Origin of the sequence: Caballeronia arationis (genome assembly GCF_001544975.2) — a bacterium.
In the GTDB taxonomy this organism is placed as follows: domain Bacteria; phylum Pseudomonadota; class Gammaproteobacteria; order Burkholderiales; family Burkholderiaceae; genus Caballeronia; species Caballeronia arationis.
In genome coordinates this window covers 22,639-43,547 of sequence record NZ_FCOG02000014.1, presented here as the reverse complement: position 1 = coordinate 43,547, position 20,909 = coordinate 22,639, and the positions used below count along the sequence as shown (strand labels likewise).

The 20,909-nt window shown below is 65.9% G+C and carries 13 protein-coding genes; 11 read left to right on the top strand and 2 right to left on the bottom strand.

The window, feature by feature from the left end; all coding sequences use genetic code 11:
• The first annotated feature begins 36 nt into the window (after positions 1–36).
• The 4 genes from AWB81_RS10920 to AWB81_RS10905 all read left to right on the top strand — a co-directional run bounded on the left by AWB81_RS10920 (position 37) and on the right by AWB81_RS10905 (position 4,481).
• Positions 37–1,047, top strand: a complete 1,011-nt coding sequence (locus AWB81_RS10920; protein ID WP_062635095.1) for an ABC transporter permease — start codon at positions 37–39, stop codon at positions 1,045–1,047.
• Positions 1,044–1,901, top strand: coding sequence for an ABC transporter permease (locus AWB81_RS10915; protein ID WP_062635093.1), 858 nt, complete (start codon positions 1,044–1,046; stop codon positions 1,899–1,901). Before AWB81_RS10920 ends, AWB81_RS10915 begins: the two co-directional genes overlap by 4 nt.
• Entirely contained in the window at positions 1,898–3,988 is a 2,091-nt protein-coding gene (locus tag AWB81_RS10910) for a dipeptide ABC transporter ATP-binding protein (RefSeq protein ID WP_062635091.1), read from the top strand. The genes AWB81_RS10915 and AWB81_RS10910 overlap by 4 nt, the downstream gene beginning before the upstream one ends.
• A gap of 73 nt (positions 3,989–4,061) precedes the next feature.
• Entirely contained in the window at positions 4,062–4,481 is a 420-nt protein-coding gene (locus AWB81_RS10905) for a Rap1a/Tai family immunity protein (protein ID WP_062635089.1), read from the top strand.
• 18 nt (positions 4,482–4,499) lie between these two features.
• On the opposite strand, the gene AWB81_RS10900 is transcribed toward AWB81_RS10905, so the two are convergent.
• A complete protein-coding gene (locus AWB81_RS10900) occupies positions 4,500–5,942 on the bottom strand; it encodes an MATE family efflux transporter (protein WP_087134889.1) in 1,443 nt (480 codons plus the stop codon).
• Positions 5,943–6,153: 211 nt separating this feature from the next.
• Here AWB81_RS10900 and AWB81_RS10895 point away from each other — a divergent pair, with 211 nt between their 5' ends.
• The gene (locus tag AWB81_RS10895) at positions 6,154–6,900 is read left to right on the top strand and encodes a GntR family transcriptional regulator (RefSeq protein WP_062635087.1); all 747 of its coding nucleotides are present in this window, start codon (positions 6,154–6,156) and stop codon (positions 6,898–6,900) included.
• A 9-nt stretch (positions 6,901–6,909) separates the two neighbouring features.
• On the opposite strand, the gene AWB81_RS10890 is transcribed toward AWB81_RS10895, so the two are convergent.
• Complete coding sequence (locus AWB81_RS10890; RefSeq protein ID WP_062635085.1) at positions 6,910–8,289, bottom strand: CoA transferase; 1,380 nt, start codon at positions 8,287–8,289, stop codon at positions 6,910–6,912.
• A gap of 114 nt (positions 8,290–8,403) precedes the next feature.
• Here AWB81_RS10890 and mdtD point away from each other — a divergent pair, with 114 nt between their 5' ends.
• The 6 genes from mdtD to AWB81_RS10860 all read left to right on the top strand — a co-directional run bounded on the left by mdtD (position 8,404) and on the right by AWB81_RS10860 (position 20,820).
• Positions 8,404–9,852, top strand: a complete 1,449-nt coding sequence (gene mdtD, locus AWB81_RS10885) for a multidrug transporter subunit MdtD (RefSeq protein ID WP_062635084.1) — start codon at positions 8,404–8,406, stop codon at positions 9,850–9,852.
• Positions 9,853–10,113: 261 nt separating this feature from the next.
• Positions 10,114–11,388, top strand: a complete 1,275-nt coding sequence (locus AWB81_RS10880; protein WP_062635081.1) for an EAL domain-containing protein — start codon at positions 10,114–10,116, stop codon at positions 11,386–11,388.
• 341 nt (positions 11,389–11,729) lie between these two features.
• Positions 11,730–13,241, top strand: a complete 1,512-nt coding sequence (locus AWB81_RS10875; protein WP_062635079.1) for a Dyp-type peroxidase — start codon at positions 11,730–11,732, stop codon at positions 13,239–13,241.
• Between the two features lie 588 nt (positions 13,242–13,829).
• A complete protein-coding gene (locus AWB81_RS10870; protein ID WP_062635077.1) occupies positions 13,830–16,226 on the top strand; it encodes a phosphoketolase family protein in 2,397 nt (798 codons plus the stop codon).
• A gap of 21 nt (positions 16,227–16,247) precedes the next feature.
• A complete protein-coding gene (locus tag AWB81_RS10865; RefSeq protein ID WP_062635076.1) occupies positions 16,248–18,746 on the top strand; it encodes a glycogen/starch/alpha-glucan phosphorylase in 2,499 nt (832 codons plus the stop codon).
• 64 nt (positions 18,747–18,810) lie between these two features.
• Positions 18,811–20,820, top strand: coding sequence for a glycogen debranching protein (locus AWB81_RS10860; protein WP_062635253.1), 2,010 nt, complete (start codon positions 18,811–18,813; stop codon positions 20,818–20,820).
• Positions 20,821–20,909 lie beyond the last annotated feature (89 nt).

Sequence of the window (20,909 nt, the reverse complement as noted above, 5' to 3'; positions counted from 1 at the left end):
CGCCCGCGCGGCGCGCAAAAGGAGGACCCCGCGACCATGAACACCGCGACAGAAGCGCTCGCGCCCGCGCGCAACGATGGCAGCGCGTGGCGCATCGCGCGTTTCGTCGGCACGCGACTCGTGCTGGCGCTGATTACGCTGTGGCTCCTTTCGGTGATCGTGTTCGCTGGCGGCCAGATGCTGCCGGGCGACGTCGGCCGCGCGATCCTCGGCCCGCTCGCCGACGCGCGCGCCGTCGCGGCGCTCAATCACCAGCTGGGCGTCGACCGGCCGCTTCTCACGCAATACATCGCGTGGATCAGCCACTTCCTCGCCGGCGACATGGGCCAGTCCTACGCGTTCCGCGCGGCCGTAGCGCCGTTCGTACTCGAAGCGCTCGCCAATTCCGCGAAACTCGGCGCACTCGCGTTCATCGTCGTCGTGCCGCTCGGCATCGCGGGCGGCGTGTACGCGGCGCTGCACGCGGGCCGCTGGATTGATCGCGCGATCAGCATCACCGGTCTCTCGGCGACGGTCGTGCCGGAATTCGTCTCGTCGATCGTGCTGATCCTCGTGTTCGGCGTGTGGTTACAGTGGCTGCCGATCGAAGCCACCTTCCCGCCCGATGCCAACGTCCTCGTGCAGTTGAAGCACCTGATCCTGCCGGTGCTGCCGCTCGTGCTGGTGTTCTTCGGCTATATCGCGCGGATGGCGCGCGCGGGCACCGTCGAGGCGCTCGACGCCGACTACACGCGCACCGCGATCCTGAAGGGCCTGCCACGCCGCACGGTGATCTGGCGGCACGTACTGCGCAACGCGCTCCTGCCGACGGTGACGGTCGCCGCGACACAACTCGGCTACATGATCGGCGGGCTCGTGGTGGTGGAGACGCTCTTTCACTATCAGGGCATCGGCTCGCTGATCTACAACGCCGCGAAGGCGAAGGACTTCCCGATGCTCGAAGCCGGCGTGCTGACCGTCGGGGTGATCTACACGGCGGCGAACCTGATCGCCGATGCGCTCTATGTCGTGCTCAATCCGCGACTGCGCGTGAAGGAATCCCAATGAGCACCCTGCCTTCGCCCACGGTCAAAGCACCGCGTTTCGAACGCTCGACGGCGCTGCTGCGCTCGCCGACCTTCCTGATCGGCGCGCTGATCCTGCTGTTCTGGGTGGCGTGCGCGCTCGTCGGGCACGCTGTCGTGCCACAGGACCCGTACGCCTCCGATCCGCTCAACTCGCTCACGCCGCCCGACGCCACGCACTGGTTCGGCACCGACCAGCTCGGCCGCGACGTGTTCGCGCGGGTGATCGTCGGAGCGCGCGACATCCTCACGATCGCGCCGCTCGCGACGCTGCTCGGCACGCTCGCGGGCACGGCCATCGGTCTCGTCGTCGGCTATTTCGACGGCTGGGTCGACAACGTGATCGGACGCGTGATCGACGCGTTGCTCGCGCTGCCGCTCGTGATCGTCGCGCTGCTCGCGCTCGCGGCGGTCGGCGCGAGCAACGCGACGGTGATCGTCGTGATCGGCCTAACCTTCGCGCCGATCACCGCGCGCACGGTACGCTCGGCAGTGTTCGCCGAGCGCAATCTCGACTACGTGCTCGCGGCGCAATTGCGCGGCGAGCACGCGTTCTACATCATGTTCGCCGAGATCCTGCCGAACGTGCTGCAGCCGATCATCGTCGAGGCGACGGTGCGGCTCGGCTACGCGATCTTCGCGGTCGCGACGCTCTCGTTTCTCGGCTTCGGCATCCAGCCGCCGTCCGCGGACTGGGGCCTCGCGCTCTCCGAAAGCTACACGCTGATGGCGGGCGGCGCCTGGTGGACCGTCGTCTTCGACGCCGCCGCGATCGCGTCACTCGTGGTTGGCGTGAATCTCGTCGCGGACGCCGTCGAAGGAGTGCTCGACCGATGAACGGACCTCCGCCCGCCGCGTTCCCCACCTTCGACGTCGGCAAGCGTGACCGCGCCGATGCGCTGACCATCGTCGGCTTGACGGTCGCCTATCGCATGCGCGGACGCGAGCGCGGCGTGCTGCAGGACGTGACTTTGCGCGTGAGGCGCGGCGAAGCGTATGGCCTCGTCGGCGAATCGGGCTGCGGCAAGTCGACGGCCGCGCTCGCGGTGCTGCGCTATCTGCCGCGCAACGGCCGCGTGAAGGCGGGCAGGATTTCGATCGGCGGGCACGACGTCGCGTCGCTCTCCGCCGACGCGCTGCGCGAATTGCGGGCCAACGCGGTGTCGATGGTCTATCAGGACCCGGGCCGCGCGCTCAATCCGTCGCTGACCATCGCGCGGCAGGTGTCGGAGGCGTTCGAGGCGTCGGGCGCCTCAGCCGCCGACGCGCTCACGCGAACCGTTGATATTCTCCGGCGCGTGCGCATCGCGTCGCCCGAGCGCGTGATGGAGAGCTATCCGCATCAGTTGTCGGGCGGCATGCAGCAGCGCGTCGTGATCGCGATGGCGCTCGCTTGCAATCCGGAACTGCTGATCCTCGACGAGCCGACAACCGGACTCGACGCCACCGTCGAAGCCGAAGTGCTCGACCTGATCGCGCAACTGCGCGAGGAACTCGGCACGGCGGTCCTCTTCATCAGCCACAACCTCGCGGTGATCGGGCGCATGTGCGATCGCGTCGGCGTGTTGTACGCGGGCAAGCTCGTCGAGGAAGGCGCAACCCGCGACGTGTTCGCGCGGCCGCGCCATCCGTACACGGTCGGCCTGTTGCGATGCCTGCCGACCGCCGGACGCAGCAAGGACGCAGGCCGGCTCGACACGATTCCGGGCTCGCTGCCGCTGCCGGGCACGGTGACGCAGGGCTGCATCTATGCGGACCGCTGCAAGCTCGCCGACGAACGATGCCTGCGCGACGCGCCGCCGCCTTATCGCGTCGCAGCGGCGAACGGCGACCAGATGGCGCGCTGCCACTATCACGAGCGCGCGATCGACCTGCCGCGCGCGACGCCCGAAGCCGCGAGCGAATCGGCCGGTCCGGAGCGCACGGGCGTCGCGCTGCGCGCGCGCAACGTGTCGAAGACGTTTCGCGTCGGCAACGAGCATGTGCGCGCGGTGCACGACGTATCGCTCGATCTCGCGGAAGGCGAGACGCTCGGGCTCGTCGGCGAATCGGGCAGCGGCAAGACGACGCTCGCGAAACTGCTGCTCGGCCTGCTCTCCCCCGACGAAGGCGCGACGCTCGAACTCGACGGTGCCGCGTTGCCCGCGCGCGTGACACGCCGCAACGACGCGCAGGTGAAGTCGCTGCAGATCGTGTTCCAGAATCCGGACTCGGCGTTGAATCGCGCGCATTCGGTGCGTCGGCTGATCTCGCGCTCGCTCGCGAAGCTCGCTTCGCTTCGCGGCGCGGCGAAGGAAGCGCGGCTGCAGTCGCTTGCCGAATCCGTGCGGCTGCCCGAGCGCTATCTCGGTTCGCGCACGCGGCAGTTGTCGGGCGGACTGAAGCAGCGCGTCGCGATCGCACGCGCGTTCGCGGGTGATCCGCGCGTGGTCGTCTGCGACGAGCCGACGTCCGCGCTCGACGTATCCGTGCAGGCCGCGATCCTGAATCTGCTTGCCGACCTGCAGCGCGAGCGTGGCGTGAGCTACGTATTCATCTCGCACGACCTGCATGTGGTGCGCTATCTGTCTGACCGGATCGCCGTGCTGTATCTCGGCAGGATCATGGAGATCGGACGCGCCGCCGACGTCTTCGGCGGGCCGCAGCATCCGTACACCGAAGCGCTGCTGTCGTCGGTGCCCGCGATGGCCGGTGGCGGCGATGGGCACGGCAAGCGCATCCGCCTGTCGGGCGAATTGCCGAGCGCGGCGAATCCGCCCTCGGGTTGCGTGTTCAACACGCGCTGCCCGCGCAAGCTCGGCGCGATCTGCGAGGAACAGGCGCCGCCCGATGCCGATGCCGGCGACGGTCACCGGATCCGCTGCCATATTCCGGTCGAGGAATTGCGCGTGCTACAGACGGTCGCGAAAGCCGGGGCAACCTAGCGAGCCCAACTTCACGGAACCTATCGAAACGCGACGCCTCTCATTCGAACACCGTTCGATATGAGGATAACCAATGAAGCGACACGTCTTTACTGCTCTCGCCATCGGCACCTTGTCCGCCGCGCTCGGCATCGCAACGTCTGCGAACGCGCAGCAGAACGCGCCCGCCTCCGTCGATCCGAGCTTCACCGCCTATTCGCTCGCCCAACAGTGCGCGCAGAAAAGCGACAACACGGCGCAAGGCCAGTGCGTCGGTGCCGTGCGCGGGATCGTGCGGGGCTATCAGTACGGCGTGCTGTTCCTCGGCCAGCGCGCGTCGCTGCCCGCCAACGAAACCCAGCGCGTCTCGCTGTGCCTGAACGACGTGAAGGTATCGGCGATCGTCGACGACTTCCTCGCCGACGCGAAGCAGGTCAAGGACGACGACCTCAAGCGCACGCCCGCGGAAGTCGCGGTGCTCGGGTCCGTCCATTCGCATCACGCCTGCATGTGACGGAGCGCGCCCGCGCGGTCACTGCACTTCGGGCGCCACGGTATTGCCCGCTGCCGCGCCGGGCACGCTGACCGAAGCCGCCGTTGGCTCCTCCGCGTGGCGGCGCGCGAGTCGTGCGCAATCGACCATCGGCAGCCGCTTCACGACAATCCACGCGACGACCATCGCCATCAGCCCGAAGATCGCGCTGCCGACCGCCTGCCCGACGAGCACGCCGATCGGCCCGTGTTTGACGCCGGCCGCGACGAACGGGATCGTGCCGAGCGTCGTCCTTCCCCAGTTGAAGATCGTCGAGAAGAGCGGGCGGTCGAGATTGTTGAACGTCGCGTTGGCGACGAAGAGACACCCGACGAACGCATAGCTTGCGACGAGCCACGAGCAGAACGTCGAGATGATCGCGGCCGTCACGCCCTGCGCCGAGAACGCGCGGATCAGCCCGTTCTGTGCAAACGCGAGCACGAGCCAGGCGAGCGCCACCGTGGCCAGCACGAAGCCGAGACTGTTGAGAATGGTCTCGCGGATACGGTCCGCGCGTCCCGCGCCCAGGTTCTGCGCGACGATCGGCCCGACCGCGCCGGTCAGCGCATAGATCAGCGCGAAGGCGACGGGCGTAATGCGGTCGATGGTCGCCTGCCCCGCGATCGCGGCTGGCCCGAAACGCGCCATCGCATGCGTGACGTAGGCGCTCGCGACGGGCGTCGCGAGATTGGTCAGCACGGCGGGCAGCGCGATCTTCAGCACGGGCCTGACGTCGTCCCACGCGCGCCGCGCCTGAAAGCGGCCGATCAGCCGGTTCGCCCGCCCGACGCCATACAGCCCGACCCACGCAAGCGCGATGCGCGCAATCACGTTCGAAATGGCGGCCCCGGTCAGCCCGAGATGCAGGCCGAAGATCAGGATCGGATCGAGGATCGCGGTGACGATCGCGGCAGTGAGCGTGACCGTCATCGCGCGGCGCGCATCGCCGGTTGAGCGCATCAGCGCGGACGTGCACATGCCGATCCCAAGCAACGGCAAAGTCGGCGCGGTGATGTAGAGGAACAGGCGCGTGAGGTCGCGCGTCTCGCCGGTGGCGCCGAGCACGTCGAGGATCGGTTCGAGCAGCAGCAGCGTCGCCGCGGTCAGCACGACGGTCACGATCACCATGAACGCGAGGCTGGCCGTCGCGACCTGCCGCGCCTTGGCGCTCTGGCCCGCGCCGAGCAGGCGCGCGACTGTCGCGCTCACGCCGATCGTCATCCCGATCGAGATCGCAACGTGAAAGAAGTTGATCGTGCCGGCAAAGCCGACCGCCGCCGCGACCGAGGTATCGCCGAGCATCGAGACGTAGAACAGGTTCGCGAGATCGACGGCGAAGACGGCCATCAGGCCGATCGCGCCCGTGCCGGCCATGACGATCACATGACGCATCGTCGAGCCGGTGACGAAGCGGGCGGCGTTTGCCGCTGTCGTCGAAGTCATTGCGCTACCCTCATGACGCTGCCCCGAAATTCGATGTGCGCATCATGGCACGAACGAGCGTGTGGCGTGCCGCGCGAGACGCATGCGGGCGGCGCGTGCGCCGGCAAATACCCGCGACATTGCGGTTCGATTGCGGTTCCATTGCGGTTAAGGCCCGCCGCACGACCCGTTTGTCTTAGAATCGCCGCTTGGCCTCCCTTGCGTCCGCTTTATGAACTCGACATCGGAAGACCGCTGGCGCGACTTGCGCCCGGACCCGGACAGCGACACCCCGCTTTATCTGCAGCTCGCGCGCAAGCTCGCCAACGCGATCCACGAGAACCGCTGGAACGCAGGCGAAGCGCTGCCTTCGGAACGCGTGTTGTCGGAGGCGCTCGGCGTGTCGCGGATCACATCGAGAAAGGCCATCGCGCTGCTCGTCGAGCAGGGCCTCATCCGCCGCACGCAGGGCGCGGGCAGCTTCATCACGCCGCGCTACGAAGACCCGCTCTCGCGCCTCTCCAGCTTCAGCGAGATGCTGCGCCGGCGCGGCTTCACGCCGAGTTCGAAATGGCTTTCGCGCGTGATCGAACCCGCCAATCGCGACGAAGTGATCCAGCTCGGCCTCTCGCCCGCCGCGGCGGTGGCGCGCCTGCGAAGACTGCGTCTCGCGGACGGCATCGTGATGGCCGTCGAGAACTCGACTTTCCCCGCCTCGCTGATTCCCGATCCGCTCGCGGTCGGCGATTCGCTCTACAGCTTCCTCGACCAGCGCGGCCTGTCGATCGTGCGCGCGCTGCAGCATTTTCGCGCGGTCAATGCGAGCGACGAGATCGCGCAGCAGATGGGCATCGCGCCGCACGACGCGCTCCTGCTCATCACGCGCGTCGGCTATACGGCCGACCAGCGCGCGATCGAACTCACCGATACCTACTGCCGCAACGACTACTACGACTTCGTCGCGGAACTGCGCAAATAGGCCGGGCGTTCACCAGCGCGCTTCGTCGGTGCCGATCGGCACGGGCGGCCGCGTCCAGCGCGGCGGCGTGAGTGGCATGCGTTCCGCCGGCTGCGTGCAGGTGAGCTTGCCGAAAGGCGAATCCATCGTCATCAACGCGTCCTGGACGTCGTCGAAAGTCGGGTCCTGAGTGCGCTGGCCGCCGTCGAGCGTATCCATCGACTGCAGCCAGCGGCCGGTCTGCGCGAGCGACACGCGCACCAGCCAGCTTCCGCCTTCCGTCGCACGGCGCAGCAGCGCGACCATCGCCCCGAACGCCGCGAGATAGCCCGTCGCGTGATCGAGCGCCTGGCACGGCAGATGACGCGGCTTCTCCTGGCCGGCCGCGCGCGCTTCGGTCCACGCGATGCCGCTCGCCGACTGCACGAGGCTGTCGAAGCCGCGACGGGCTGACCACGGGCCTTCGTGTCCGTACGCCGAGACTGTCACGTAGACGATGCCGGGTTTGATCCGCGCCGCATCCTCGGGTCCGAATCCGCGCGACGCGAGCGCCTGCGGCCGGTACGACTGCAGAAAGACATCGGATTGCCCGAGAAGCGTGCGCAGCGAATCGCGGCCTCTCGGCTCGCGCAGATCGAGCGTCGCCGAGCGCTTGCCGCGTCCATTGTCGATCACGAGCGGCGCGATGTTCGGCAGATGCGGGCCGTTGATCAGCAGCACGTCGGCGCAGTGTTGCGCGAGCGTGCGCCCTCCGACCGGCCCCGCGATGATCCTCGACAGGTCGAGCGCGCGCACGCCCGACAGCGGCGCAGCGCCCGCCGGATCGCCGATCGGCATGGCGGGCGCGTCGCCGATGCGCTCGATTTCCATGAGCGGCAGTTTCGCCACCGCCTGCGCCTGCGGCAGCGCGGCCCATTCCTCGGGCGAGCGGATCAGCGCGGCGCACAGTCCCGCTTCACCCAGCGCCTGATCGAGCGCGGCGCCGTCGCGGTTGCGGATCGCGGCCGCGACCGAATCGGGATCGTCGGCGCATCCGAGCAGCTTCACGATCCCCGCGCGATGGTGCGCGAAGTTCGCGTGAAGCTGGATCCAGCGGCCGTCGCGCGTCTCGAAGAAACCCGTCAGCGGATCGCGCATTTCGGGGGCGGGGCCGTTGTCGATGCGCAGATAGCGCTCGCTGCGAAAGGCGACGCACGCTCGCCGCGCATCGACTTCCACCTGCTGCTCGCGGCCCGTGCGCACGCGAAAGCACTCGGCGGCGGCGAGCGCCTCTGCGGCGATCACGGCCGTCGCGAGCCCCGCCACGCGATACACCGAAGGTAATTGCGGATCGCCGCCTGTCACCGCGACGCGCGACAGCGCGGCCGGATCGCACCGCGCCACGTGCCAAACCTGTTCGAGCGGAGTCATCGAAACGCCTCTGACGGGTTGCCGGAACCGTCAGTCTACGAGCGGCACGAAGCGCGGATCAACCGTAAAATCATGGGCCTTCGCCCCCGAAAGGCCCTCGCCGCGCCCGTCCTAATGCCCGATACCCTCCCGCCGACCGCCACCGCCGCGCCCTCCGACCGTTCGCTCACGATCATGCTGTGGCTCGTCGCGACGGGCTTCTTCATGCAGACGCTGGACTCGACGATCGTCAACACCGCGCTGCCTGCGATGGCAAAAAGCCTCGGCGAAGCGCCGCTGCGCATGCAAGGCGTCGTGATCGCATACTCGCTCACGATGGCGATGATGATTCCGGTCTCCGGCTGGCTCGCCGACAAGCTCGGCACGCGGCGCGTGTTCTTCAGCGCGATCCTCGTGTTCGCGATCGGGTCGCTGCTCTGCGCGAACGCGCAGTCGCTCACGCAACTGGTCATCTACCGCGTCGTGCAGGGCGTGGGCGGCGCGATGCTCTTGCCCGTCGGACGGCTCGCGGTGCTGCGCGTCTTTCCGGCCGAGCGTTATCTTTCCGCGCTCGCGTTCGTCGCGATTCCGGGGCTGATCGGCCCGCTGATCGGGCCGACGCTTGGCGGCTGGCTCGTGCAGATCGCCTCCTGGCACTGGATCTTTCTCATCAATGTGCCGGTGGGCATCGTCGGCTGCATTGCGACGCATCTCTACATGCCCGACAGCCGCAACCCGGCCACGCCGCCCTTCGATCTCGCGGGCTATCTGCTGCTCGCCGTCGGCATGGTCGCGCTGACGATCTCCCTCGACGGCCTCGCCGACCTCGGCCTCGCGCACGCCATCGTGCTCGTCTTGCTGATCCTGAGCTTCGGCTGCTTCGTCGCCTACGGGCTGCACGCGACGCGCGCCGCCCAGCCGATCTTCTCGCTCGATCTGTTCAAGATCCACACGTTCAGCGTCGGCCTGCTCGGCAACCTGTTCGCGCGCATCGGCAGCGGGGCGATGCCGTATCTGATTCCGCTGCTCCTGCAGGTGAGCCTCGGCTATACCGCGTTCCAGGCCGGCATGATGATGCTGCCCGTGGCCGCCGCCGGCATGCTGTGCAAGCGGCTCGTCACGCGCCTCATCGAGCGTCACGGCTACCGGCGCGTGCTCGTCGTGAACACGGTGCTCGTCGGGCTGATGATGGCGAGCTTTTCACTCGTGGGCGTCGATCAGCCGCTCTGGCTACGGCTCGTGCAACTGGCGATCTTCGGCGGCGTCAATTCGATGCAGTTCACCGCGATGAACACGCTCACGCTGAAAGACCTCGGCACGGGCGGCGCGTCGAGCGGCAACAGCCTGTTCTCGCTCGTGCAGATGCTGTCGATGAGCCTCGGCGTGACCGTCGCCGGCGCGATCCTCGCGACGTTCACCGGCATCCTGCCGCGCGTCACCGAGAGCAATTCGCTGCCCGCCTTCCATGCGACCTTCCTTTGCGTCGGCGTCATCACGGCGGCGACCGCGTGGATCTTCGGGCAGCTTGCGCCGGAGATCCGCGCGGCGTCGAAGCGCAAACCCGATCCGTCCGAATCGAACTAGACTTTCCTGCGAATTCCGCCGTCCGGTCGTGCGCGACGCACACGAACAGTGCGCGCGGCACCGCCTCGCGCCACGGCCGCGCACGGCGAGCGACGGCGCGGCGGGCGTCCGCCACCCGAAGAGCCCATTGAACACACAAATCGGCTCTCATATCGCAAATAAACGCCAAACGCGCATGGTTCTTGCTCGGACGGACAGGCGGCTATCCTGTAAACTTGCTGGATACGTCAATTCGCCAGCGCACCCGACCGCCCCGACACCATGAGCATGGTTGATCTCGACCCTCCCCGCTTCCAGCCGCCGCGCCCCGTTGCCGGCGACGACGGTTCGCGGCGCACCGTCCTGTACGGCGAATACACCGTGTTCAGCGTGTTCCAGCCGGTGTTTTCGGTGTCGCACCGGCGCGCGATCGGCTATCACGCGTCGTTGCGTGCCCGCGACGATTCCGAGCGCCACGTGCCGTCGCACGAAGTGTTCACGCAGGCCGCCCGGCGCGGCGACCTGCTGGAACTCGGGCGGCTCGCCGAGTCGCTGCATCTCGGCAACTTCTTCGCGTTCGACAGCCACGACGAATGGCTCTTTCTGAGCCTGCACCCCGCCGCTCTGATGGACATGAGCTACGGCGACGCGCTGCTCGCCGCGCTGAAGGAACTCGGCCTGCCGCCGCAGCGCGTGGTGCTCGAAGTGCCCGAGCAGGCGGGCGGCGAGACGACGCGCTTCACGGAGATCATCGATTCGCTGCGCAAGTCGGGTTTCCTGATCTCGCTCGACGGCTTCGGCGTCAAGCACTCGAACATCGACCGCGTGTGGCAGTTGCGGCCGGATATCGTGTCGCTCGACCGCTGCATCCTTCAGCAGGCGAGCGAGCACAAGCACATCGAACGCGTGCTGCCGGGACTCGTGTCGCTGCTGCACGAATCGGGGCAACTGGTGCTCATGGGCGGCCTCGCCACCGAACGCGACGCGCTGATCGCGCTGGAATCGAACGTCGACTTCGTGCAGGGCGCGTATTTCGCCGGACCGAACGTCGATGCCGTCAAGCCGCAGGCCGCCGCCCATCTGATGGATACGCTCTCGGCGGCGTCGCGCTCGCGCGCCGCGGCGCGCGAGCGGGCGCAGGCGGCGCGGCTTGAACCGTATGTCAGCGGGCTGGAGAACGCGGCGGCGCGGCTCGTCGACGGCGAGTCGCTCGCGTCGGCCACACGCGACCTGCTGCAATTGCTCGACACCGCGCGCTGCTTTCTGCTGGATCACGCAGGCCGCCAGATCGGCGACAACGTCGTGCCGGTCGTGCGCACGTCGCAGCGGGCGAAGCGCTTCAGTCCGCTCCTGCATTCCGAGGGCGCAAGCTGGGAGCGCCGCCCGTATTTCATCGAGGCGCTGCGCGCGCCCGGCCGCGTGCATCTGACGGCGCCGTATCTGTCGATCAACGAGGCGCACCTCTGCGTTACCGCGTCGATCGCGGCGCAGACGCCGCATGGCCTGCAGGTGCTGTGCGTCGACATCAACTGGGACGCGGCCATCCGCCGTCGTTAAAGCGCGGCGTTTCCTTCTGTTGACAGCGGCGGCCCGATGCGCCGCCGCTGACATTCTCACCTCCCCTCCGACCTCCCCCGCGCGACCCTCCTCCGCAAGATCGTCCTATCGATTCGTCAGATCGTCATAACGCTGCGAACGGGAAGCGCACTACGCTTGGGCTTGGCTTTCGGCAACCTTTCGCGTCGGCTGCCGGGCTTGAACCACATTTGATCCCCTTTTGATCCGCTCGCGTTCCGCTCACGCGGACCGCGAGCGACGCGCCCGAGACAGGTGCTGCCCCGACGCTCAGCCGGACCGGCCGGGCCTGTCCCAACCCGTTTCATCCGGAGCCGCAAAACATGCCTTCACTCGATACCCTCCTCGATACCCCCGTGCGCTGGACGCAAGCCGCCGTCGATGCCGATACGCGCGCCTTTCTCGACGACCTGCAGGCGAACATCCTCAAGGGCCACGGGCGCCATCACAGCGCGCATGTGTTCATGAACTTCCAGGGCCTCGACCCGGACCAGACCGCGGGCATCGTCCGTGCGCTGGGACAGGCCTGCACGAGCGCCTACGAGCAACTGCGTGCCAACAAGCGCCTGCCGCCCTTTCTCGACGGCGGCACGTTGCGAACCCTCTTTCTCAGTGCAAGCGGCTATCAGGCGCTCGGGCCGAACGTCGAGATTCCGCCGGGCGAGGCGTTTCGCGCAGGCATGGCCGATCGCGGCACGGACCTGGGCGACCCGGATCGCTGCAAATGGGATCCGCAAGGCTGGGCAGACACGAAGGCCGACGCAATGTTCCTGATCGCCGACGCCGACCCGCAAGCCGTCGAGGCCGACGCCGACGCAGTCAAGGCATGGCTCACGCTGACGGGCGTGACCGTCCTCGCGATCGAGCGCGGCCTGCAGCAGACGCGCAATTTCCGTCCGGGCGTCGCGGAAGGCGTCGAGCATTTCGGCTATGTCGACGGTCGCAGCCAGCCCCTCTTCCTGCAGGAAGACATCGACGAGGAAGCGCTCTCGACGGGCGGCTGGGACTTCCGCTTCAAGCCGTCACAGTTCCTGGTCACCGATCCGAACGGCAGCGGGCCGATGTCGGCGGGCAGCTATTTCGTGTTCCGCAAGCTGGAGCAGAACGTGCGCGGCTTCAACGCGGCCGAGGAAGCGCTCGGGCGGAAGCTCTTCGGCATCACCGCGGAAGAAGGCGATCTCACTGACGCGCAAAAAGTGCAGCTCGACCGCGCGGGCGCAATGGTCGTCGGGCGCTTCGAGGATGGCACGCCGCTCGTTCTCTCGGATCACGAAGCCGGTCTCGCGCCGCCGAACAACTTCGACTATTCCGGCGATCCGGATGCCGCGAAGTGCCCGTTTCACGCGCATATCCGCAAGGTGAATCCGCGCGGGGACATCGAGCGCATCACCGGTGCGACCGATCTGGAACCGGGGCGTCGCCCGATCATGGCGCGGCGCGGCATCACCTACGGCGCGCTGCGTCCGCACAGCGCCGACCTGAGCGAATTCGCCGATGCCGGGCACGAGCCGGAAAAGGACGTCGGGCTGCTTTTCATGGCGTACATGGCGAACATCGAGAACCAGTTCGAGTTCACGCAGAAGTCATGGGCGAACAACAAGGCGTTCGTGGCGAACATCGTGGCGTCGCAGATGCGGCCGTCGACGGGGATCGATCCGATCATCGGGCAGACCGCGGACGCAGCCAGTCACGAACACACGTGGCTCGACGGTCACACGCCGGGGACACAGCCGCAGAAGATCGGCTTCGATCCGTTCGTCACGATGAAGGGCGGCGAGTACTTCTTCGCGCCGTCGCTTACGTTCCTGCGTGGCGTGGGGCTGCAGGCGGTGTAGACCGCGCTTGCGATGACGATGGTTTGGCGCTTCGGGCGGGCAACCGCCCGAAGCGCTTTTTGTTGCGTTGCGGGTCGTCTACTTGACCCGCGCCGGCTTGGTCCTGCGCACGGACCGTGTCGACGCTCAATAGCAGATGAGCGGCAAGAGGGAATGCATCGCTTAGATTCCCCAGCAATTCGCACACTACACTCGTGAAACTGAAACAAACACGTTTCGCGTGACAGCGGTGTCGTATCAGCATCTGAAATTATTCATCGACGTGTATCGATATTCTCTTGAGTCAACGTCGCTCATCTCTTCACACATCTAAACCAGCGCAATGCGGTTGACCGGACGAGTACCTCTGAAGATTCCGCTTCGCGTTATGCAGGCGTGCTTTCGGGCAAACCCCGGGATCGAGCGGCTTGAAATCCACATGCAATAACGTATTCTGCGTTGATAGCGACCCATCCTCTTTGCCTTCCCGATTCGATGTAGTGAGACCGCCGACAGGCGCGACGCGGCCCGCAAACTCAAACAAGCGCCGGTGCGGGTCACCCATCGCAAACCCTCGTGGGTGAAGCGCCATGGACAGGAGATGTCGATATGGGCCAGCTTCCCACTTCGGGCGCTTCACAGCAGACTACCCTCAGCTCCGACGAGCTTCGACTGATCGATGCGTGGTGGCGTGCGTGCAACTACCTCTCGGTCGGCATGATCTATCTGATCGACAACCCCTTGCTGAAGGAGCCGCTCAAGGTCGATCACGTCAAGCAGCGTCTGCTCGGTCACTGGGGCGCGAGTCCGGCGCTGTCGTTCACATGGGCGCATCTGAACCGGGTCATCAAGCGCGACGACCTCGACGTGATCTTCATGGCCGGCCCCGGTCATGGGGCGCCCGGCGTGCTCGGTCCCGCCTATCTGGAAGGCACCTACTCGGAGGTGTATCCGGACAAGAGCGAAGACGCAGAGGGCATGCAGAAATTTTTCAAGCAGTTCTCGTTTCCCGGCCACATCGGTTCGCATGTCACGCCGGAGACGCCCGGCTCGATCCACGAAGGCGGCGAACTGGGCTACAGCCTGTCTCATGCGTATGGTGCCGCGCTCGACAATCCGGACCTCATCGTCGCCTGTGTGGTCGGCGACGGCGAAGCGGAAACCGGGCCGCTCGCCACGGCGTGGCATTCGAACAAGTTTCTCAATCCCGTGCGCGACGGCACCGTGCTGCCGATTCTCAACCTGAACGGCTACAAGATCGCGAACCCGACCATCCTCGCGCGCATCAGCCACCAGGAACTCGAGGCGCTGTTCGTGGGCTATGGATACAAGCCATATTTCGTCGAAGGATCGGATCATGCAGAGATGCATGAAAAGATGGCCACCACGCTCGACGCCGTCATTGCGGAAATCCGCGCCATTCATGAGAAAGCGCGCGCGGGCGACGAGCCCGAGCGGCCGCGATGGCCGATGATCGTGCTCAGAACGCCCAAGGGCTGGTCCGGGCCGAAGGAGGTCAAGGGCCACAAGGCCGAGGGCTCGTGGCGTTCACATCAGGTGCCGTTCTCCGATGTCCGGAACACTCCGGCCAATCTCGAGCTTCTGGAAAGCTGGTTGCGCAGCTACAAGGCCGAAGAGCTATTCGATGCCGATGGACGGCTGATGCCGGAACTGCGCGCCCTCGCACCGGCAGGGCCGCGACGCATGAGCGCGAACCCGCATGCCAATGGCGGCGTATTGCGCCGGGCGATGAAGCTGCCGGATTTCCGCGACTATGCAGTCGATGTCTCTCGCGCGGGCAAGGTGCTTTACGAGAATACGCGGCCACTCGGCGAATTCCTGCGCGACGCCATGCGCGACAACATGAGCACCTTCCGCGTGTTCGGCCCGGACGAAACGGCTTCCAATCGACTCCAGTCGATTTACGAAGTCAGCAAGAAGGTCTGGATGGGCGATCTGCTGCCCGAAGACGAAGACGGCGGAGAACTGTCGCGCGACGGCCGGGTGATGGAAATGCTCTCGGAGCACACGCTCGTGGGATGGCTCGAGGGCTACCTGCTTTCAGGGCGGCATGGCTTCTTCCACACCTACGAGGCATTCGCGCATGTCGTGGATTCGATGTTCAACCAGCATGCGAAATGGCTGGACATCTGCAAGAACCATGTGCCGTGGCGTGCGTCGGTGTCGTCGCAGAACATCCTGTTGTCCTCGACCGTCTGGCGGCAGGATCACAACGGCTTCTCGCATCAGGATCCCGGCTTCATCGACCTCGTCAGCAACAAGAGCCCCTCTGTCACGCGCGTCTACCTTCCGCCGGATGCGAATACGCTGCTCGTCGTCGCTGACGAATGTCTGCGTTCGACCGACTGCATCAACGTGATTGTCGCGGACAAGCAGAAGCACCTTCAGTTCACCACCATGGACGAAGCGATCGTGCACTGCGCGAAGGGTCTGGGCGTGTGGCGACGCGCGAGCAACGACGAGGGCGAGGAGCCGGACGTCGTCATGGCATCGTGCGGCGATGTCGCCACTCAGGAAGCGCTGGCAGCGACGGCAATCTTGCGCGAGCGGCTGCCCGAACTGAAGCTGCGCTTCGTGAACGTGGTGGACCTCTTCAGGATGCAGCCCGCGAGCGAGCACCCGCACGGCTCGACCGAGCGCGAGTTCGACAGTCTCTTCACGGTGGACAAGCCGGTGATCTTCAACTTCCACGGCTATCCGTGGCTGATCCACAAGCTCGCCTATCGCTTCCGCAACCACGAGCATCTGCACGTGCGCGGCTACAAGGAGAAGGGCAACATCAACACACCGCTCGAACTCGCGATTCTCAATCAGGTCGACCGCTTCAATCTCGTGATCGATGTGCTCGACCGCGTGCCGCGATTGCAGGGCAGAACGGCGCATCTCAGGGAAGACATGATGAACGCCATCATCAGCAACCTGAACTATGCGCACACGCATGGCATCGACCGCGCCGAGATCACCGACTGGGTGTGGCCGGACTGAGTCCGCCCGAGGGAAAAGACCATGGCCGACGGCCCGAGCGCCACCACATCCAGCAGCGCCGAACCCGCACGAAGCGGGCTGGATGCCGACGCGCTGCAGCGCGACGTCATCGACAACCTCATCTGCCTGCAGGCCCGCTATCCGGCAATCGCCACCCCGCACGACTGGTACATGGCACTCGCCTACAGCGTGCGCGACCGCATGCTGGCCCGTTGGGTGGCGACGGTGCAGACCTATGCCGCGCGCGAGGTCAGGGTCGCCTGCTATCTCTCCGCCGAGTTTCTGATCGGGCCGCAACTCGGCAACAACATCGTCAACCTGGGCATCGAGGCCAATGCGCGCGAAGCCATGCAGGCGCTCGGCCAGGACCTCGACACGCTGCTCGCGCTGGAAGAAGAGCCAGGTCTCGGCAACGGCGGGCTCGGCCGGCTCGCGGCCTGTTACCTGGATTCGCTCGCCACGCTCGAAACGCCTGCGATCGGCTATGGCATCCGCTATGAGTTCGGCATCTTCGATCAGGAGATCCGCGACGGCTGGCAGGTGGAAATCACCGACAAGTGGCTGCAGAAGGGCAATCCCTGGGAGATCGTGCGTCCGGACGTCACGTTCTATGTGCCCTTCGGCGGACGCATCCAGAACGAGACCGATGCAGACGGCCGCCTTCGCGTGCGCTGGATACCGGCGAACCAGGTCAAGGGCGTTGCCTGCGACATCCCGATGCTCGGCTTTCGCGTCAACACCTGCAACACGCTGAGGCTATGGAAGAGCGAGGCGGTAGAGTCGTTCGACCTGCAGGACTTCAACGCCGGTGACTACTACCAGGCCGTCCAGGAAAAGGTGATCTCCGAAACGCTATCGAAGGTGCTTTATCCCAACGACGAGCCCGAAGCGGGCAAGCGCCTGCGCCTCGCCCAGCAATACTTCTTCGTTTCATGCTCGCTGCAGGACATGCTGCGCCTGCTCGACCTCAAGGGCGAACCGACGCAACGGTTCGCGGACATGTTCGCGGCGCAGCTGAACGATACCCATCCGGCGATCGCGGTCGCCGAGTTGATGCGGCTCCTGATCGACGAGAGGCAAATGCCGTGGGACGAGGCTTGGGACATCACCGGGCGCGCACTGGCCTATACGAACCACACGCTCCTGCCTGAAGCGCTCGAGACCTGGGGTTTGCCGCTCTTCCGGAGCCTGCTGCCACGCCCGCTCGAAATCATCTATGAGATCAACCGCCGGTTTCTCGACGATCTCCGTCAGCGCTACGCCAATGACGAGGCGCGTGTGGCGCGGATGTCGCTGATCGACGAGCGCGGCGACAAGCTGCTGCGCATGGCGCACCTCGCGACCGTCGGCTGCCATGCCGTCAATGGCGTAGCCGCCCTGCATTCCACCCTGCTCAGGCAGACCGTGTTGCGGGATTTTGCCGAACTGTGGCCCGAGCGGTTCCACAACGTCACGAACGGCGTCACGCCGCGCCGCTTCATGTTGCTCTGCAACCCCGAGCTCGCGCGGTTGCTCGACGAGACAGTCGGAGAAGGCTGGATCACCGACCTCAAACGGCTTCAGGGACTCGTGGCACACGCCAACGACGACGCTTTCCAGGAGCGGTGGCGTCGCGTCAAATTATTGAAGAAGGAAGCGCTGGCGGGGCGGATCCGGAGCGTGACAGGCATCGTCGCCGACCCCGGCGCTTTGTTCGACGTTCAGGTCAAGCGCATTCACGAGTACAAGCGCCAGCATCTGAACGCCCTCTTCATCATCAGCCTCTACCAGCGCCTGCGGAGCAATCCACAACTGGCGGTCGCGCCGCGCTGCTTCGTGTTCGGCGGCAAGGCGGCACCGGGCTATGCGATGGCCAAGCTGATCATCCGCCTGATCAATGGCGTGGCCGAAGTGGTGAACAACGACCCCGCGGTGAACGACCGACTGAAGGTCGTGTTCCTTCCCGACTTCAATGTCAAGAACGCTCATCTCGTCTACCCGGCGGCGGACCTCTCGGAGCAAATATCGACGGCCGGCAAGGAGGCTTCGGGCACCGGCAACATGAAGTTCATGATGAACGGCGCGCTGACCATCGGAACACTGGATGGAGCCAACGTCGAGATTCGCGAGGAAGTCGGCGAGGATAATTTCTTCCTGTTCGGCCTGACCGCAGATCAGGTCGAGCGAGTAAGGCGCGAGGGCTACCGCCCGGCGGACTACGCGAACTCAAACCCGCAGTTGCGTGACGTTCTTGCACTGATCACAGACGGGCATTTCTCACGCGGCGACCGCGACGTGTTCCGCCCGTTGGTCGAAAACCTGCTCCAGTCCGATCCGTTCCTGGTGCTGGCCGACTACGCCGACTACGTGGCGTGCCAGGAGCGCGTGAGCGCCGCCTGGCAGGACTCGCGGCGCTGGACTCGCATGTCCATCCTCAATACCGCCTGCTCGGGCAAGTTTTCGTCCGACCGCGCCATCGGCGAGTACTGCGACCAGATCTGGAAGATCCGCCCTGTGAGCATTGCCCTTGACCGACTCTGACACCGGGCCGGCCCCGCGATATCCGGTCGGCCACGGGTCGCGATTTCCGCCGGGCGCGACGGTGGTGCCTGAAGGCGTCAACTTTTGCGTCTTCGGCCGCCGTGCCACGCAGGTCGAACTTCTCCTGTATGCCGCCCCCGACAGCCCTGAGCCGTTTCAGGTCATACCGCTCCTGCCCGAACGCAACCGGACGTTCTTCTACTGGCATGTCCTGGTCGTCGGCCTGCCGTTGGGCACCTGCTATACATGGCGTCTGGACGGACCCGAGGACATCGAACGCACAGGCCGCGCATTCTATCCACGCAACGAGTTGCTCGATCCATATGCCCGTGCCGTGAGCGACGTCCTGTGGAAGCGACCCGCTCCCGCCGCACCATTCGAAGCCGGGCACGCTTCGCACCGCGCGATCGTGACGGAGCCCGTACCCGCGAGCGGCGCGCGGGTTTCCCGCGGGCTGGACGACGCCGTCATCTATGAACTGCACGTCGGCGGGTTCACCCGGGATCGGTCGAGCGGTGTGAGGCATCCCGGAACCTTTGCCGGTCTGATCGAGAAGATTCCCTATCTGAAACAGCTCGGCGTTACCCACGTCGAGCTTCTTCCCGTGATGGCCTTCGACGAGCAGGATGTGCCTCCACGAGTGGCGGCCCGCGGGCTGACCAACTACTGGGGCTACAGCACGCACAGCTACTACAGTCCGCATCCCCGCTATTGCGTCGATCCCGCGCGCGCGCCGCAGGAATTCCGCGCGCTCACCGACGCCTTGCACATGGCGGGCATCGGCGTGCTGATCGACGTGGTCTTCAACCACACATCGGAAGGCGGCGCATCGGGGCCTGTGATCAATTTCAAGGGCCTGGCGAACGACATCTTCTATCATCTGGACAACGCCCGCCGCCACTACCGCGACTACACCGGCTGCGGAAACACCGTCAATTGCAATCATCCTCTCGTGACGGCGTACATTGTCCGATGCCTCGAATACTGGGTGGAAGAACTGGGCGTCGACGGCTTCCGGTTCGATCTGGCGAGCGTCTTTGCGCGCGATCAGCATGGCGATCTCATGAACGATCCACCGCTGCCCTGGGCAATCGAATCCTCTCGCATACTTTCTCGCGTGCCGCTGATCGCCGAAGCATGGGATGCAGGCGGCCTCTATCACGTCGGCGCCTTCCCCGGCATGGCGTGGTCGGAATGGAACGGGCGCTATCGGGATGTGATCCGCCGTTTCGTGCGCGGCGACCCCGGCATCGTCGGCGAGGTCGCCACCTGCATCGCAGGGAGCGCGGACCTCTATGAGGACGATGGAAGACTGCCGGTCAACAGCATCAATTTCGTCACTTGCCACGACGGCTTCACGCTGAACGATCTCGTGAGCTACAACGCGAAGCACAACGAGGCCAATGGCGAAGAGAACGGTGACGGCAGCAACGATAATCTGTCATGGAACTGCGGTGCGGAAGGCGAGACCGACGACGCCGGAATCCTGAGCCTGCGCGGCCGGCAGGTCCGAAACCTGTTGGTGATCCTCTTTCTGAGCCAGGGCGTGCCCATGATCCTTGCAGGCGACGAGGTGCTGCGCAGTCAGAGCGGCAACAACAACTGTTATTGCCAGGACAACGCCCTTTCGTGGTTCGACTGGCGCTCACCCGAAGCCGAATCGGGCGCCCTACGTTTCCTGAGTGAACTGATCGCGCTACGAAAGCGCCACGCCAGCCTGCGCCGTCGACGATTTCTCACGGGCCGCCCCTCGTCCGGCCAGATGCAGCCCGATGTAGTCTGGCACGGCGAACGCCTGAACGAGCCATATTGGGGTAATCCTGGCGCTCGCCTGCTGGTCTTCAGCGTGGGTGGCGAAGCGCCCGAGGAACCTCCGCTGCACATCATTCTCAACATGCACGACGATGCGCGCCAAGTCGAGTTGCCCGCGCTCGACGGGCGATCCTGGCATCGCGTTGTCGACACCGCGCTGACCAGCCCATACGACATCGTCCCCATTGCGCTGCACGCTACGCTGGAATCCGGGCAGTGCCGCGTCGAAGCGCGCAGCGTCGTAGTTCTCGAAGCCGCTTGAACGGCGGTGCGGTGGCGTCGCCGGACAAGCCGAAATGCGCTTGCCGTATCTGGAGTTCGTGGAGACCGGCCGGACGATCGAGCGCTGCG